We start from the raw sequence: 17,785 nt of genomic DNA on the forward strand, positions 1-17,785 counted from the left end.
GATTTCCCATAGCGTAAGCTAGTAAGATCCCTGAAAGATGATCAGGTTGATAGGTCTGAGGTGGAAGCGCGGTGACGTGTGGAGCTGACAGATACTAATCGATCGAGGACTTAACCTAATATTTAAGCGAACGTCAGTGAATTGAATTGTATAATCGTTATCTAGTTTTGAAGGAATATATTATTCCTGAAAACTCTATATAGAGTAAAAGGGTTTCGAGGAACGAACAGTTCAAGGAATCGACCCTAGGAGACACCGGAGCGTACTTTAGTACGTGAGGATGTTGACGAGCATCGATGACGCAGAAATGTGAAGTTCATCGGAAGCCGTAAACCAATTATTTGGTGATGATGGCGAAGAGGTCACACCCGTTCCCATGCCGAACACGGAAGTTAAGCTCTTCAGCGCCGATGGTAGTTGGGGGTTTCCCCCTGTGAGAGTAGGACGTCGCCAAGTAAAAAGAGGGAAGATCAGTAGAGATACTGGTCTTTTTTTGTGGAGAAAAAGGTAAAAGATATAAAGGCAGATTCTATACATGATATTGGTTATATCGAAGATATGTATAGGAGGTAGAGACTAAAAGGAACTACTAGCCTGAGGCTTGGGAGAAGCAAGAAGTTCAAGGGAGCGCCGAGAGTGAAGACCGGAATGTGCGTAGTTGGCACATGAGGATCTGAATGAACAAGCTGACGCGGAGATTCGCCGCTTATCGCAAGACGAAATCCGGACGCGGAAGTTAAGCTCTAGCGCCGATGGTAGTTGGGGGGGGCCTCCTGTGAGAGTAGGGCGTCGCCAAGTAAAGAGTAGAAAGATCAGTAGAGATACTGGTCTTTTTTTTTGTGCATACATAAAGAACATAAAAGATACCATTGAAAAAACTTAGAACAAGATATGATAAAAAAGTAAAGCCGTCACCTAGTTTAGGAGTCTAGCTTTACCACCTAGCCTCTTGAGTTGGATTAATAAGGACTCAGGAATGACAGGCAAAGATCGTCTTATGCCTGTCAGTTCTGACCAAAGACGACTGATTTTTCCCTTATAAATATTCTCTAGTTTTTAATTCTAATTCCACCTTTTACTTTTTTTATATAACATTTTAATCTATAGAATCACAGTTAAACTCATATAAATGAAACAGAGATATAGAATAAGAAAAAGATTTAATTTAATTTTTATGAAAATTGTGTTTTAACAAATGAATTTGCGTATATATATATATAACCCCCTAATCTATTTATATAGGAGATTAAAATGAATCTACTTGATTTTATTGATCATGATACATATATAATGTTTACTCGAATTCTAATAGCTACTCTATTATGCGGTGTTATTGGGCTAGAAAGGGAGTTTAAGAACCATCCAGCAGGTTTTCGTACTCATTTACTAGTAGGAATTGGATCATGTCTAATGATGATCTTATCTCTATATGGATTTGATGAATATATTAAGGGTAATAGTCGAGTGCAGTTTGATCCCTCAAGGATACCCTCATATGTTATTAGTGGGATAGGATTTTTAGGTGGAGGAACAATTTTAGTTAAGGGAGCTACAGTTAGAGGATTAACAACTGCTGCTTCAATCTGGATTGTTGCTGGTCTGGGGTTGATTATTGGCACTGGAATGTATACATTAGCCATTTTCACTACTACTATAGTATTAATGTCGTTAATTTTTTTAAACAAATTAGAGAAGTTTATGTATGTTAAAAAAGCTAGAAAGAAAATGAAGGTTACTGTTCATTCTAATAAATCTACTATTGATGATGTGATAAAGAAATTAAGAACTTTTGATATCGATACGAATAAGGTTGTCATGACATCTTGTCGAAAAGTAAGGGAGAATTATGTTACTTTTTATTACCAATTAGATATAGATATATCTTCTGTAACACATACTCATTTAGAAAAGGTATTAGTAGAAATAGATGAGGTGGAAAAAATATTTTAAATAGGTTTCACTTTCTTTGAATTTGGCAATATTTAAATGGAACAGAAAAGTTGAAAAATTTTTCTGTTCCATTTATAGTTAGGTTATAGTCAAATATAGTCAAAGTCAGTGAGGGGGAGGTTGAGTGAGGAATATTTCAGACATTATTGAACAGTACCTAAAAAATGTACTAGACAATAGTGGGAGAGAAATTGTAGAGATTAAACGCAGTGAAATAGCAGATAAATTTCAATGTGTTCCTTCACAGATTAACTATGTTATTAATACAAGATTTACAATTGAGAGAGGCTATGCTGTTGAAAGTAAGCGTGGTGGTGGAGGATATATCCGGATTATTAAGGTGCGGGCAAATAATCAAGCACACCTTCTTGATCAGATACTACACTTAATTAGCCAACGCCTTTCCCAAGCTGCTGCAGAAGATATTATTGGCCGCTTAGTGACAGAAGATGTGATATCTTCCCGTGAAGCTAAATTGATGTTAAGTGTAATAGATCGTTCAGTCCTTTATATTGAACTCCCACATAGAGACGAACTAAGGGCAAGAATGTTTAAAGCTATGATAACATCATTGAAATATAAGTAAAGGTAGGGGAGACGAATGATTTGCCAGGAATGTAATGAAAGACCGGCAACGTTTCACTTTACAAAAGTGATAAATGGTGAAAAAACGGAGTTTCATATTTGTGAACATTGTGCAAAAGAGAACAGTGAGCTTTTTATGTTCAACGGCAATGCAGGCTTCTCTTTAAATAACTTATTAACAGGGTTACTTAATATGGAGCAGGGTATAGCAAAAACAGAAGAACATAATGTTTTTAAAGCAGAAGATGTCCCTAAGTGTGATTGTTGTAATATGACACTTCACCAGTTTAAAAAGGTAGGTAGGTTTGGCTGTTCAAATTGTTATTCTACATTTAAAAATTATATTACACCTGTCCTTAGAAGGGTTCATGGCGGCAATACAGTCCATTCAGGAAAGATTCCGACTAGAAGTGGTGGAGATATTCATATACGTAAGAAAATTGATGAATTAAAGACTAGTATTCATAATTTTATTGAACAAGAAGAGTTTGAAGAAGCAGCAAAAGTTAGGGACGAAATAAGGTCACTCGAAAAAGAACTAAGTAATATTCGTGAGGAGGGATCTTAATTATGTCACTCCAGAATTTCATGAGTAAAGCAATGAGTGCATGGATGAGTCAGGAAGGTCCGGATTCGGACATTGTATTAAGTAGTCGAATTCGTTTAGCTCGAAACATGGAGCAATATAAATTTCCAACTGTTTCTTCGGATAAAGATTCACAAAAGGTTCTAGATTTTTTCGAACAAACATATGCAAATAAGACACTTGAAAAAATAGGTCAGTTAGAGTTATTAAAAATGAATGATCTGCAGGCGATACAAAAAAGGGTTTTGGTAGAGAAACATTTAATAAGCCCAAATCTCGCTGATCAATCTGTTTTCGGTGGGTGCTTATTATCGGAAAATGAGGAAGTTAGCATAATGCTTAACGAGGAAGATCATATCCGTATTCAATGTCTTTATCCAGGTCTTCAACTTGAAGAAGCCTTGAACATGGCTAATCAACTAGATGATTGGATTGAAGAAGAGGTTGATTATGCATTTGATGAACAAAGAGGTTACTTAACAAGCTGTCCAACAAATGTAGGAACCGGTTTAAGAGCATCTGTTATGATGCATTTACCTGCGTTAGTACTCACCCAAAAGATTAATCGAATTATTCCTGCCATTAATCAATTAGGTCTTGTTGTTAGAGGAATATATGGTGAAGGAAGCGAAGCTGTAGGTAACTTATTTCAAATCTCAAATCAAATTACACTAGGTAAGTCAGAGAAAGACATAGTGGATGATTTAATCAGTGTTGTTCAGCAGCTCATTACACAAGAAAGAAATACTCGTGAAGCACTGTATAACTCTTCACAGATACAGGTAGAGGACCGAGTTTATCGTTCATTTGGAACCTTAGCTTATAGCCGAATTATTGAATCAAATGAAACGGCAAAATGTTTATCTGATGTTAGGCTTGGCATTGATTTAGGTATTATAAAAGATATTTCTCGAAATATTTTAAATGAGCTGATGGTGTTAACCCAGCCAGGGTTTCTCCAACAATATTTTGGAGGTCCTTTACGTCCTAATGATCGAGATATTCGACGAGCAGCATTGATTAGAGAACGTTTGAACTTAGAGAAGGAAAGCAATAATCGGATGGAGGATGATGAATTATGATGTTTGGAAGATTTACAGAACGCGCTCAAAAGGTACTTGCTTTAGCACAAGAGGAAGCAGTTCGTTTAGGGCATAACAATATAGGTACTGAACATATTCTTCTAGGTCTTGTGAGTGAAGGAGAAGGCATTGCTGCTAAAGCATTAATTGCGTTAGGCTTAGGACCTGAAAAAATCCAAAAAGAAGTTGAAGGGTTAATTGGGAGAGGGCAAGATGCTTCTCAAACAATTCACTACACTCCTAGAGCGAAAAAAGTGATTGAATTATCAATGGATGAAGCTAGAAAGCTTGGGCACTCATATGTTGGAACCGAGCATATTTTATTAGGACTTATTCGTGAAGGTGAAGGAGTTGCAGCTAGGGTATTAAACAACTTAGGAGTCAGTTTAAATAAAGCAAGACAGCAGGTTCTTCAGTTATTAGGAAGTAATGAATCTTCTGCAAACCATCAAGGTGGAAGTATGACAAATGCGAACACGCCTACACTAGATAGTTTAGCTAGAGATTTAACTGTTATTGCAAGAGAAGGCAGCCTGGATCCTGTTATCGGAAGAAGTAAAGAAATTCAGCGTGTAATTGAGGTTCTTAGTCGACGTACTAAAAACAACCCTGTATTAATTGGTGAACCAGGTGTTGGTAAAACAGCTATTGCCGAAGGGTTAGCACAGCAAATCGTACAAAATGAAGTGCCGGAAATTCTACGTGACAAACGAGTAATGACTTTAGATATGGGTACAGTTGTTGCGGGTACAAAATATCGTGGAGAGTTTGAGGATCGTCTAAAGAAAGTTATGGATGAAATTCGTCAAGCAGGTAATATCATTCTGTTCATCGATGAGCTTCACACATTAATAGGTGCCGGTGGTGCAGAGGGTGCAATTGATGCATCAAATATTTTAAAACCATCATTAGCTAGAGGTGAACTACAATGTATCGGTGCTACAACTCTAGATGAATATAGAAAATACATTGAAAAAGATGCTGCGTTAGAAAGAAGATTCCAGCCAATTCAAGTGGATGAGCCAACAGTGGATGAAAGCATCCAAATCTTAAAAGGGCTAAGAGATCGATATGAGGCTCATCATAGAGTGTCAATTACAGATGAATCTATTGATGCTGCTGTTAAGTTGTCAGATCGATATATTTCTGATCGCTTTTTACCAGATAAAGCAATTGATTTAATAGATGAAGCAGGTTCAAAGGTGCGCTTACGCTCATTCACAACACCGCCTAATTTAAAAGAGCTTGAGCAAAAGCTTGAGGAAATACGTAATGAAAAAGATGCTTCAGTACAAAGTCAAGAGTTTGAAAAAGCGGCATCTTTACGAGATACTGAGCAACGTTTACGTGAACAATTAGAAGAAACAAAGAAAACATGGAAAGAAAAACAAGGGCAGGAAAACACTGAAGTAACTGTTGAAGATATCGCATTGGTTGTATCAAGCTGGACTGGTGTTCCTGTTTCAAGACTAGCACAAACTGAAACTGATAAATTGCTGAATATGGAAAGTCTTTTACATTCAAGAGTAGTTGGTCAAGAAGAGGCTGTTGTAGCTGTTGCTAAAGCAGTTCGTCGTGCACGTGCAGGACTTAAGGATCCTAAGCGACCAATTGGATCATTCGTTTTCTTAGGACCTACTGGTGTTGGTAAGACAGAACTAGCAAGAGCTCTTGCAGAGTCAATTTTTGGTGACGAAGATTCTATGATTCGAATTGATATGTCCGAATACATGGAAAAGCATTCAACTTCTCGTCTAGTAGGATCACCTCCAGGATATGTTGGTTATGAAGAAGGTGGCCAATTAACTGAGAAGGTTAGAAGAAAGCCATATTCGGTTGTTCTTTTAGATGAAATTGAAAAAGCTCATCCTGACGTATTTAATATATTATTACAAGTATTAGAAGATGGGCGTTTAACAGATTCTAAAGGTCGAACTGTCGACTTTAGAAATACTATTTTAATTATGACTTCTAATGTTGGAGCAAGTGAATTAAAGAGAAATAAATATGTTGGTTTCAATATTCAAGATGAAACACAAAACCATAAAGATATGAAAGGCAAGGTAATGAACGAGTTGAAAAAGGCGTTCAGACCTGAGTTCATTAACCGTATCGATGAAATTATTGTGTTCCATGCATTAGAAAAGAAACATTTAAAAGAAATTGTTTCACTCATGTCAGATCAATTAACGAAGCGATTAATGGAACAAGATCTATCACTAGAGCTTACTGATCCAGCAAAAGAGAAAATAGCTGAAGAAGGTGTAGATCTAGAATACGGTGCAAGACCTTTACGTCGATCAATTCAAAAGAATGTTGAAGATCGATTATCTGAAGAACTTTTAAAAGGAACAATAAATAAAGGTCAGAAAATCGTTTTAGATGTTGAAGATGGGGAATTTATTGTCAGAACATCTGAAAAAGAAGAAGTAAAACAATAGTAATAAAATTAGATAGAATGAAGAAGGAAGTAGAGGCATACAAGAATTGTGTGCCTCGCTTTCTTTATTTCAAACAGTCGTTTATTTCACAATTTACATAGGGTTTTTCACATTATTTAAATATAATTATAGGATAAGTATCATAAAGAACTTGTCTACTTGGTAATCTAATAAGAGAGGAACTATTTAATGGCTAAAGCAAAGGTGAAGTTTATCTGTCAATCATGTGGTTATGAATCACCAAAATGGATGGGGAAGTGCCCTGGTTGTGGTGAGTGGAATACAATGACAGAGGAGGTTTCAAAACCAGCCTCTTCACGTAGAGCAGTTTTTGCACATTCAAGTCAAACATTACAAAAACCTTCTCCCATTACAAGCATCGAAACAGCCCAAGAACCAAGAATTTTCACGAACTCAGAGGAATTTAATCGAGTGTTAGGTAGCGGTATTGTTAAGGGTTCTTTAGTGTTAATTGGTGGAGATCCGGGTATAGGTAAATCTACACTTTTATTACAGGTGTCTTCTCAACTAGCTGATAATGGGAATGATGTTTTATATATATCAGGTGAAGAATCGGTTAAACAAACAAAGCTTAGAGCGGATCGCCTTGGCGTAAAATCTGATAGGTTATTAGTTTTATCTGAAACAGATTTAAGTTATATATCAAAAGCTATTGAAGAAGTAAATCCCACATTTGTTGTGGTTGATTCGATACAAACAGTTTTTCATAGTGAAATAACCTCAGCACCAGGTAGTGTTTCACAAGTTAGGGAGTCAACAGCTGAACTAATGAGAATTGCTAAAACAAAAGGAATTGCGATTTTCATTGTTGGTCATGTAACAAAAGAGGGATCGATTGCAGGACCAAGGATTTTAGAACATATGGTTGATACTGTTCTTTATTTTGAAGGCGAACGACACCATACTTTTCGGATTTTAAGAGCTGTTAAGAATCGATTTGGCTCAACAAATGAGATGGGAATTTTTGAAATGAAAGAGTCTGGTTTAGAAGAAGTTCAGAATCCATCTGAAATTTTCCTTGAAGAACGTTCAAAGGGTGCTGCTGGATCAACTGTTGTGGCTTCTATGGAAGGTACTAGATCCGTTTTGGTTGAGATTCAAGCGCTGATTTCACCAACTAGTTTTGGTAATCCAAGAAGGATGGCAACAGGAATTGATCATAATCGCGTTCCATTGCTAATGGCTGTATTAGAGAAACGTGTAGGACTCTTATTGCAAAATCAAGATGCGTATTTAAAAGTTGCAGGTGGTGTGAAGCTTGATGAACCTGCCATTGATTTAGCAATTGCAGTAAGCATAGCTTCAAGCTTTAAAGATGCACCACCAAAGCCTACAGATGTAATTATTGGTGAAGTTGGTTTAACAGGAGAGGTGCGAAGAGTTTCAAGAATTGAGCAAAGAGTCATGGAAGCAGCAAAGCTAGGCTTTAAGAGGGCAGTCATACCAGAGGCAAATATAGGAGGATGGAATCCACCAGTTGATATTGAAATTGTAGGAGTTAAAAATGTTGCAGAGGCCCTTCATAAAACATTAGGGGGTTAACAGATCGATGACCAACATAGAAAGTAAAACAGGAGAAAAGTCATTGAATGAGATTCTACAATTTGTGGCACCAGGCACTCCTATTAGAGAAGGTATAGAAAATGTCCTTCGTGCAAAAACAGGTGGGCTAATTGTTGTAGGACATAACGAAGTAGTGAAAGAAGTTATTGATGGTGGTTTTTCTATTCAATGTGCATTTTCATCTGCTCATCTATACGAATTAGCAAAAATGGATGGAGCTATAGTGTTAAGTGATTCGGGTAATAAGATTTTGTTTGCCAATGCCCAACTGGTTCCAGATCCAACGATTTATTCTTCAGAAACAGGTATGAGACATCGGACGGCCGAAAGAGTGGCTAAACAAACTGGAAATTTAGTTATTGCGATATCGCAGCGGAGAAATGTCATTACCTTATATCATGGTGAATTAAGATATGCACTTAGAGATATCGGGGTTATCTTAACCAAGGCTAATCAAGCGATACAAACATTAGAAAAGTATAAGATTGTTCTAGATCAGTCTATTAGAACGCTAGGGGCATTAGAGCTCGAAGAACTTGTTACATTTAAAGAAGTTCTTCAAGTGTTGCATCGGTTTGAAATGGTTCTCAGAATAAAGGATGAAATAAATGATTATGTTAATGAACTTGGAGCAGAAGGACATTTAATAAGACTTCAATTAGCTGAACTTCTAACTGGCTTAGAAGGTGAGGCTGCGCTTTTAATAAAAGATTATGCTAATGACAAAGCTGTAGATCCTTACCCGATTATTAAGCAATTACAAGATTTGTCTAGCTTTGAGCTATTAGAGGATTCTGTTTTATTTAAGTTATTAGGTCACTCATCATTTACGAATATTGATAGCCCTGTTATTCCTAGAGGTTATCGAACATTAAATAAAATACCAAGACTTCCATCAATTATTATTGAAAATTTAGTGACAAAATATAAAAATTTGAAACTTATTTTGCAAGCAACCGTAGAACAGTTAGATGAGGTGGATGGTATTGGGGAGGTTAGAGCAAGAAAAATTAAGGAGGGCCTTAAAAGGCTAAAGGAACAACTCCTGATCGATCGTCACATATAATTAATTTTTAATGAAACTTTTAATAATTTTGTTTTAATTAGGGGAAAATAGGGTATATTAGAATTGTTTTTATTGTGGTTTGAGATTACAGCCTTATGTCAATCTATTTACATTTTTAAATATCTATTTTCTATTTAACAAAATTAGGATAAAGTAGTAATTACCTAAGAAGGAGGTGAAGGTATGTTAATTAAACGCATAATTCAACTTTTATTTCTAAGTGTGGGTGGGATGTTAGGTATTCTATTCATACCAGAATTGCTAGAACTATTAAATATGCAGGACATACCTTTTATTAATACACCTTATACGTTAGCAGTACTAGGTGCAATAATATTTTTTGTCGCAACATTTTGGTTAGTTGATTATGTTGTAAACTGGATAAAGGTTCTAGAAGAAGCTGTAGTAAAAGCGCCTGTTACAGATGTATTATTTGGGAGTTTAGGTTTAATTTTCGGTCTTATAGTAGCTTTTCTTATTGTTATCCCTTTAAAAGATATACAATATCAGGTGTTTAATACAATCATCCCAATTTTCCTAACATTATTACTTGGTTATTTAGGTTTTCAAGTAGGATTTAAGAAAAGAGATGAGCTTGTCAATTTGTTTACTGTACCTAATAAAATTGGTAAGAAAAAGGGTATAGCAGAAGAGGAAAATGAGATAGAGGATAAGAAGCTCAAAATCTTAGATACAAGTGTGATTATAGATGGGAGAATTGCTGATATATGCCAAACAGGCTTTTTAGAAGGAACAATTGTTATTCCACAATTTGTTCTAGAAGAGCTTCAGCATATAGCCGACTCATCAGATGTATTAAAGAGAAATAGGGGACGAAGAGGATTAGATATCCTTAATAGAATCCAAAAAGAGCTTTCAATTAATGTGGAGATCTACGAAGGTGATTTTGAAGAAATTCAAGAAGTAGATAGCAAGCTAGTTAAACTAGCAAAGCTCACATCAGGTGTTGTTGTAACAAATGATTTCAACTTAAATAAAGTGTGTGAACTTCAAAAAGTTCATGTGTTAAATATAAATGACTTAGCTAATGCAGTTAAACCGGTTGTTCTTCCCGGGGAAGAAATGAAAGTTCAAGTCATTAAAGATGGAAAAGAACATAATCAAGGTGTTGCTTATTTAGATGACGGCACAATGATTGTTGTAGAAGATGGTCGTAATTATATTGGGAAGCATATTGAGGTATTAGTAACAAGTGTCCTTCAAACCTCAGCGGGTAGAATGATTTTTGCCAAGCCTAAGTTATTAGAAAAAGCAGCTTTATAGTGAGTTAAGTTTCACTTAGAATAACTGGTGTTACCAAGTGGAATAAGTGAACAGCCCATGAACAACATATACAATGTTCATGGGCTGTTTTACATATGAAGTGTAATCTTTTATTATGTTGTTATACATGTCTTAATTGAAATAATAAAAGGAGTACCTCCAAATGAACTATCAAGTTGTCATACCAGCAGCAGGTCAAGGTAAGCGAATGAAGGCTGGGAAAAATAAACAATTTATAGAAGTTGATGAAATACCACTTATTATACATACGCTAAGGGTTTTTGAGAACCACTCACTTTGTTCAGCGATTATTCTTGTGATAAACGAATTGGAAACGAATGATTTTGAAGAGTTATTGCTTAAGTATAAAATCACAAAAGTGAAAAAAATGGTTTATGGCGGTGCCGAGAGACAAAATAGTGTTTATAACGGATTAAAGAGTTGTCATAATGAGGACTATGTTCTTGTTCATGACGGTGCACGTCCATTTGTTTCTCATAAGAGTATAGAAGAACTAATTCGTAAAGTAGAGATTACGGGTGCAGCAACCTTGGGTGTTCCTTTAAAGGATACTGTTAAGGTGGTTGATCATGGAATTGTTAGTCAAACCCTTGATCGTTCTAATCTTTGGGGTATTCAAACACCTCAAGCATTTCGACTAGGATTAATTTTAAGTGCCCATGAACAAGCAATAGCAGAAGGTTTTCTTGGGACAGATGATGCTAGTCTTTTAGAGAGAGTAGGACAACCTGTGTCGATTGTGATGGGTGATTATACAAATTTAAAAATAACCACTCCTGATGATTTATTAATAGCTGAAGCGATAGTAAAAAGAAAATAAATACCATGTCTTGAAATGTTTATATGGGAAAGCTTGATAAGCCAACTTATATAAGCCAAAGAGTTCATATTACTTATTAAATGAGGCTACCGGGTCATAAGCTAATTAGAAATTTAATGTAAAGAAACACACTTATATTCCTAATTGTCTTATGCTTGTTGGGGCTAATCAAAGCGCTTGTGCTTTTGTACTTGAAAAGATTGAGAAAGAGGGAAACGATGATGATTAGAGTTGGACAAGGATTTGATGTACATCAATTAGTTGAAGGAAGACCACTCATTATAGGTGGAATTGAAATCCCATTTGAAAAGGGTTTACTAGGTCATTCAGATGCAGATGTTTTATTACACACTGTGGCAGATGCTTGTTTAGGTGCAATAGCAGAAGGTGATATCGGAAAACACTTTCCTGATACAGATCACACTTTTAAAGATGCTGATTCTGCAAAGCTATTAACACATGTTTGGAAGCTAGTGAAAGACCGAGGATATGAATTAGGTAATATCGATTGTACAATTATTGCGCAGAAACCTAAGATGGCTCCACATATTGAAAAGATGAGAGAAAAAATAGCGGAGTTATTAGAAGCGGATATATCACAAGTAAATGTAAAGGCTACAACAACTGAACAACTAGGCTTTACGGGCAGACAAGAAGGAATTGCTTCTCAAGCCACAGTATTGATACAAAAACGCTAAATGTATCTTTCTGTGTCTAAGGAGACAAAGAATTGGACGATTGTTTCTGGTTATAATTGTTTTGTGTCTCTTTCATATTGATGGTAAAATTAGGTCTTATTACTTGACTTCAAGTTGACTCGGGGAAACTCTAAAGAGCCCACAGATACTAGCGCCGAGAAGGCCTCCGGGTCGCAATAGGCTTCGTTTTTTTGAAAAAGGCTGTATTCCTATACTTTGTTGCTTTTTAATACTTGATGGAAACAGCACTATATAAAGTCTAGTGGCATCTTTTCTTCTAGAATAGTCTCTTTTATGCGAAGAAAATACTTTTTCTAACAGTGAATTAGGTCAATTAGCAACAATCTTTCAGAAAAGAGCCTTGAAAAAAGTCAGCAGTTGGGATTTTTTAATATTTCCACCTGGAAAGCAAATGCCTGTAACGAAAACCAATAACAATGTTTTACAGCATCTAAAATATAATAACTACTAATTAGTGGAGGTTAACAAATGACAAACGAAGTGAGAGTGCGTTATGCACCAAGTCCAACAGGACATTTACATATTGGAAATGCAAGAACGGCATTATTTAACTATTTATTTGCAAAAAACCAGGGTGGTAAATTCATTATTCGGATTGAAGATACCGATAAGAAGCGAAACATCGAGGGTGGAGAGCAAAGTCAATTAAAGTATTTAAATTGGCTAGGAATAAACTGGGATGAAAGTGTTGATGTTGGGGGAGAATATGGACCTTATCGTCAGTCTGAAAGAACAGATGTTTATAAAAAATATTACGAAGAGTTAGTAGAAAAAGGACTAGCCTACAAATGTTTTTGCACAGAAGAAGAGTTAGAAAAAGAACGTGAGGAACAAATGGAACGTGGTGAAACTCCTCAATATTCTGGAAAGCATGCAAATCTAACTGTGGAAGAACAGCTAGAGCTAGAAGGGAAAGGATTGAAACCTAGTATTCGCTTCAGAGTTCCGGATAAGAAAGAATATCGATTTAATGATATGGTAAAAGGTGATATTTCTTTTGAATCTGAAGGCATGGGTGACTTTGTTATTGTAAAAAAGGACGGAACACCTACATATAATTTTGCGGTAGCTGTTGATGATCACTTAATGAAAATATCGCATGTTCTTCGTGGAGAAGACCATATTTCAAATACACCAAAACAAATGATGATTTATGAAGCATTTGGTTGGGATATACCTGTATTTGGCCACATGACGTTAATTGTTAATGAAAATCGTAAAAAATTAAGCAAGCGTGATGAATCAATTATCCAGTTTATTGAACAATATGAGGAGCTAGGCTATCTTCCAAATGCTCTATTTAACTTTATTTCCCTTCTTGGATGGTCTCCAGGTGGAGAAGAGGAAGTTTATACAAAGGATCAGTTGATTGAGATCTTTGATTCAGCGAGGTTATCTAAATCACCAGCTGTTTTTGATACACAAAAATTAGCATGGATGAATAATCAATATATTAAACAGTTAGAGGTAGAACAGCTTATCCCACTTGCATTACCACATTTAGTGAAGGCAGGTAGAGTGTCAGAAGACATGAATGAAGAAGCAATAGAGCGAATTCATCAATTGATTGCACTGTATCAAGAACAAATGAGTTATGGAGCGGAAATTGTGGAGCTTACAGAATTATTCTTTAAAGAGGATATTTCATATAACAGAGAAGCAGAAACTGTTCTTGAAGGCGAAAGTGTACCAGAGGTTTTGAAGGCCTTCTTAAATGAGGTAGAAAATGTAGAGGACTTCTCTGCTGAGCAAGTTAAATCTTCAATAAAAGCTGTTCAAAAAGCAACTGGTCAGAAGGGTAAAAATCTATTTATGCCAATCCGTGTGGCAATTACAGGTCAGACTCATGGTCCTGATTTACCAAAATCAATTGCAGTATTAGGTAAGAATATTGTAATATCTAGATTAAATAGTGTAATTAGTTAACTTTTTGATAAAAATGTAATATAGTATGGTTAATACATTATTTTAAATAAGTAAAGCGTTGATAAGGAGAGTAAAGTTTAATTTCCTTTTATAGAGAGAACCTCCACTGGCTGAAAGAGGTTTAAGAGAAATTAGGCTTGAAATGCACCTTAGAGTCTTTTGCTAAACGTCTAATATAGATTAGTAAGTAAAAGCGTATTACTCTACGTTACAGAGTCAAAAGTTGAGGTGTCTCGAGGTTATGTTCCTCTCATACCTAAACAGAGTGGAACCGCGCATTTAAGCGTCTCTGTATCATATACAGAGGCGCTTTTTTATATGTAAAAAAAGCAATTTCTTCTTCTTATATAGACTAATAAAGGTGATGATTGGAGGGATATAAGTGTTAAAAATGATGAAAGAAGATGTAGACGTGGTATTTGAACAAGATCCTTCTGCAAGAAGCTATTTTGAGGTCATCTTAACTTACTCTGGTTTACATGCTATTTGGGGATACAGAATAGCCCATGTGTTATATAAAAGAAAGCTCTTTTTCTTAGCTAGAGCTGTTTCCCAGGTGAGTCGCTTTTTTACTGGTGTGGAAATCCATCCGGCTGCAAAGATCGGTCGCCGCTTTTTTATTGATCATGGTATGGGTGTAGTTATTGGTGAAACTTGTGAAATAGGTGATGATGTGACAGTATTCCAAGGAGTTACTCTCGGTGGAACTGGTAAAGAAAAAGGAAAACGACATCCAACCATTAAAGATCATGCATTAATAGCAACTGGAGCAAAGGTTTTAGGATCAATCACTGTTGGTGCGTACTCTAAAATAGGTGCAGGATCAGTTGTTCTGAAAGAGGTTCCCGATCATTCAACTGTTGTTGGTATACCAGGTAGGGTCGTCATTCAGAACGGCAAAAGAGTTGACCAAGACTTAAATCATTGTGATCTACCTGATCCAGTTGCAGATCGATTTAAGGAATTGGAAGCTGAAGTTAAAGGATTAAGAGATGAAGTCCAACAGTTAAGGAAAGGAACGAGTGAATATGACAATAAAGTTGTACAATACGCTAACAAGGCAAAAGGAAACATTTGAACCACTAGAACCAGGTAAGGTGAAAATGTATGTTTGTGGTCCAACGGTTTACAATTATATTCATATAGGAAATGCTAGGCCAGCAATTGTCTATGACACAGTGCGAAGATATTTAGAATACAAAGGCTATGATGTGAATTTTGTCTCTAACTTTACAGATATAGATGACAAATTAATTAAAGCAGCGAATGAACTTGGTGAAGATGTCCCAACAATAGCAAATCGTTTCATAGATGCTTACTTTGATGATGTAACTGCTCTAGGTTGTAAACGTGCGAATATGCATCCACGCGTAACAGAAAACATTGATCTTATCGTTGATTTCATTCAAGCTCTTATTGATAAAGGTTATGCGTATGAAGCTGGTGGGGATGTTTACTATAAGACAAGGGAATTTGAAGGTTATGGGAAGCTTTCTCATCAATCAATTGAGGAACTTAGGCTTGGTAATCGAATTGATGTAGGTGAAAAGAAACAGGATGCATTAGATTTTGTTCTTTGGAAATCAGCGAAAGAGGGCGAAATTTCCTGGGAAAGTCCTTGGGGTGAAGGAAGACCAGGCTGGCATATTGAATGTTCAGCAATGGCAAAGAAATACTTGGGAGATACAATTGATATTCATGCCGGTGGTCAGGATTTAACTTTTCCACATCATGAAAATGAAATTGCTCAATCTGAAGCAGTGACTGGAAAAATCTTTTCGAAATATTGGATGCATAATGGCTATATTAATATCAATAATGAAAAAATGTCTAAGTCACTTGGAAACTTCGTGTTAGTGCACGATATTATTAAAGAGATTAATCCACAAATCGTTCGTTTCTTTATGTTATCTGTTCATTATCGACATCCTATTAACTTTTCACAAGATTTATTAGAAAGTACTAAAAATGCCTTTGAACGTATTACCACTTCATACGTGAATTTACAACACCGAAAGAATAGTAGTACGAATTTAACAGAAAATAATGATGAATGGCTAAATAAAATAAAAGAGTTTCGCGTGCAATTTGAAAAAGAGATGGATGATGATTTTAATACAGCGAATGCCATTTCTGTTTTATTTGATCTTGCAAAACAAGCAAACTACTATATACAGGAACAAAATACATCAGAAGAAGTGATTACAGCATTTCTGGATGAGTTAGATAAGTTAGGGGATGTTTTAGGAATTAAGTTTGCGACGAATCAACTTCTAGATGAGGAGATTGAAGAGATGATTCAACAACGTATACAAGCGAGAAAAGAGCGGAATTTCGCTTTATCAGATGAGATTCGTGACAAATTAAAAGATTTAAACATCATTTTAGAAGATACTCCACAAGGAACAAGGTGGAAACGTAGTTAATTGATTACGTCTATTGAATTGAGGGAATAAAGATAAAAAAGGTTCTAAAGGTGACAAAGCAATAATTGTTTAAAAGCTTTTTATAGCTTTGTCACCTTTTTCTATAGGAAATGAGGAGCAATATGTTTCTAGATTTAAAAACAATTAAAGACACAAAGCTGTTAAATAGCTTAGCGTTAGCGTATGTTGGAGATGCTGTTTTTGAGATATATGTAAGACATCACCTTTTATCAAAAGGGAATATAAGGCCAAATCAGCTTCATAATCAAGCAAAAAGATTTGTTTCTGCTAAAGCCCAAGCAAGTATATTACACCACTTGTTTTCATTAGAGCTTTTCTCTGAAGAAGAGGAGGGTGTAATTAGACGAGGAAGAAACGCAAAATCAGGCACAATACCTAAAAACACGGATGTTCAAACATACCGTTATAGTACTGCTTTTGAAGCATTGCTAGGTTATTTATATTTGGAAAAAAGCCATGATCGTTTAGAAGAATTTATAGAAAAGGCATTTCAATTTATTGATAGGGAAGGAAAGGAGGGAAGACGATGAGTCAAGATTATATTATTGGTCGCAATACAGTTATAGAAGTACTAAAGTCTTCTAGAGATATTAATAAAATATGGGTTGCGGAAAACTCTTTAAAAGGACAAGCCCAAGAAATAACAAGGCTTGCAAAAGAACGAGGAATAACGATCAATTTTGTTCCTAAGAAGAAAATAGATCAAATGGTTGAAGGAAATCACCAAGGTGTTGTTGCTCAAGTAGCGGCCTATGAATATGTTCATATAGATGACATCCTGCAAATTGCCAAGAAACGGAATGAGATGCCATTTCTTTTACTTTTGGATGAAATTGAAGATCCTCATAACTTGGGCTCAATTATGCGAACAGCTGATGCTGTTGGTGCACATGGTATCGTTATCCCTAAAAGAAGAGCAGTTGGTTTAACAGCGACTGTTGCCAAATCATCTACTGGTGCAATTGAACACATCCCTGTAGCTCGTATTACTAATATGGCTCGAACAATTGACGAACTAAAGGAAAAAGGAGTTTGGATTGTTGGAACAGATGCCAAGGGAGCGGATGATTATCGGAACTTAGATGGTAATATGCCGTTGGGGTTAATTATTGGTAGTGAGGGTAAGGGAATCGGTCGATTGATTAAAGAGAAATGTGATTTCTTAATTAAAATGCCAATGGTTGGTCATGTAACATCACTTAATGCGTCAGTTGCCGCAAGTCTTTTAATGTATGAGGTATACCGGAAACGAAATCCTTTAGGGGAATAGAAGG

The 17,785-nt window shown here is 35.8% G+C and carries 15 protein-coding genes, 2 rRNA genes and 1 other annotated feature; all 17 genes read left to right on the plus strand.

Translation table 11 applies throughout. The annotated features are described in order from the left end of the window. Window positions 1–118: ribosomal RNA gene (locus LC076_RS20425) — 23S ribosomal RNA — on the plus strand; the annotation flags it as partial. 222 nt (window positions 119–340) lie between these two features. Further along, window positions 341–456, plus strand: a 5S ribosomal RNA gene (rrf, locus tag LC076_RS20430). Between the two features lie 795 nt (window positions 457–1,251). Next, a complete protein-coding gene (locus tag LC076_RS20435) occupies window positions 1,252–1,950 on the plus strand; it encodes an MgtC/SapB family protein (RefSeq protein ID WP_226670965.1) in 699 nt (232 codons plus the stop codon). A gap of 124 nt (window positions 1,951–2,074) precedes the next feature. Then, window positions 2,075–2,536 carry a CtsR family transcriptional regulator gene (locus LC076_RS20440; RefSeq protein ID WP_226670967.1) on the plus strand — a complete coding sequence of 154 codons (462 nt, stop codon included), beginning with the start codon at window positions 2,075–2,077 and terminating at the stop codon, window positions 2,534–2,536. 15 nt (window positions 2,537–2,551) lie between these two features. Continuing rightward, the gene (locus tag LC076_RS20445) at window positions 2,552–3,103 is read left to right on the plus strand and encodes a UvrB/UvrC motif-containing protein (protein WP_226670968.1); all 552 of its coding nucleotides are present in this window, start codon (window positions 2,552–2,554) and stop codon (window positions 3,101–3,103) included. Window positions 3,104–3,105: 2 nt separating this feature from the next. Next, window positions 3,106–4,203, plus strand: coding sequence for a protein arginine kinase (locus LC076_RS20450; protein WP_226670969.1), 1,098 nt, complete (start codon window positions 3,106–3,108; stop codon window positions 4,201–4,203). Then, window positions 4,200–6,644, plus strand: coding sequence for an ATP-dependent protease ATP-binding subunit ClpC (gene clpC / locus LC076_RS20455; protein ID WP_226670971.1), 2,445 nt, complete (start codon window positions 4,200–4,202; stop codon window positions 6,642–6,644). The genes LC076_RS20450 and clpC overlap by 4 nt, the downstream gene beginning before the upstream one ends. A 189-nt stretch (window positions 6,645–6,833) precedes the next feature. After that, window positions 6,834–8,207 carry a DNA repair protein RadA gene (gene radA / locus LC076_RS20460; protein WP_226670973.1) on the plus strand — a complete coding sequence of 458 codons (1,374 nt, stop codon included), beginning with the start codon at window positions 6,834–6,836 and terminating at the stop codon, window positions 8,205–8,207. Window positions 8,208–8,214: 7 nt separating this feature from the next. After that, on the plus strand, window positions 8,215–9,294 hold the full coding sequence (gene disA / locus LC076_RS20465; RefSeq protein ID WP_226670976.1) for a DNA integrity scanning diadenylate cyclase DisA: 1,080 nt from the start codon (window positions 8,215–8,217) through the stop codon (window positions 9,292–9,294). A 183-nt stretch (window positions 9,295–9,477) separates the two neighbouring features. Next, window positions 9,478–10,578: a PIN/TRAM domain-containing protein gene (locus LC076_RS20470; protein ID WP_226670977.1), complete on the plus strand. Its 1,101-nt coding sequence runs from the start codon at window positions 9,478–9,480 to the stop codon at window positions 10,576–10,578. Between the two features lie 163 nt (window positions 10,579–10,741). Then, window positions 10,742–11,419: a 2-C-methyl-D-erythritol 4-phosphate cytidylyltransferase gene (ispD, locus tag LC076_RS20475; protein WP_226670979.1), complete on the plus strand. Its 678-nt coding sequence runs from the start codon at window positions 10,742–10,744 to the stop codon at window positions 11,417–11,419. A gap of 221 nt (window positions 11,420–11,640) precedes the next feature. Further along, window positions 11,641–12,117, plus strand: coding sequence for a 2-C-methyl-D-erythritol 2,4-cyclodiphosphate synthase (gene ispF / locus LC076_RS20480; protein ID WP_226671079.1), 477 nt, complete (start codon window positions 11,641–11,643; stop codon window positions 12,115–12,117). A gap of 489 nt (window positions 12,118–12,606) precedes the next feature. Next, window positions 12,607–14,064, plus strand: a complete 1,458-nt coding sequence (gene gltX, locus LC076_RS20485; protein ID WP_226670981.1) for a glutamate--tRNA ligase — start codon at window positions 12,607–12,609, stop codon at window positions 14,062–14,064. Between the two features lie 49 nt (window positions 14,065–14,113). After that, window positions 14,114–14,358 (plus strand) — a binding site (T-box leader). 97 nt (window positions 14,359–14,455) lie between these two features. Further along, window positions 14,456–15,142 carry a serine O-acetyltransferase gene (gene cysE / locus LC076_RS20490; RefSeq protein ID WP_226671080.1) on the plus strand — a complete coding sequence of 229 codons (687 nt, stop codon included), beginning with the start codon at window positions 14,456–14,458 and terminating at the stop codon, window positions 15,140–15,142. Beyond that, window positions 15,093–16,490: a cysteine--tRNA ligase gene (gene cysS, locus LC076_RS20495; protein WP_226670983.1), complete on the plus strand. Its 1,398-nt coding sequence runs from the start codon at window positions 15,093–15,095 to the stop codon at window positions 16,488–16,490. The genes cysE and cysS overlap by 50 nt, the downstream gene beginning before the upstream one ends. Before the next feature lie 122 nt (window positions 16,491–16,612). Continuing rightward, the gene (locus tag LC076_RS20500; RefSeq protein ID WP_226670984.1) at window positions 16,613–17,041 is read left to right on the plus strand and encodes a Mini-ribonuclease 3; all 429 of its coding nucleotides are present in this window, start codon (window positions 16,613–16,615) and stop codon (window positions 17,039–17,041) included. Next, window positions 17,038–17,781 (plus strand): 23S rRNA (guanosine(2251)-2'-O)-methyltransferase RlmB, encoded by a 744-nt coding sequence (gene rlmB, locus LC076_RS20505; protein ID WP_226670985.1) that lies wholly within the window; start codon window positions 17,038–17,040, stop codon window positions 17,779–17,781. Before LC076_RS20500 ends, rlmB begins: the two co-directional genes overlap by 4 nt. Window positions 17,782–17,785: the final 4 nt, after the last annotated feature.

The sequence above is a fragment of the Metabacillus litoralis genome, assembly GCF_020524045.1.
GTDB classification, from domain to species: domain Bacteria; phylum Bacillota; class Bacilli; order Bacillales; family Bacillaceae; genus Metabacillus; species Metabacillus litoralis_C.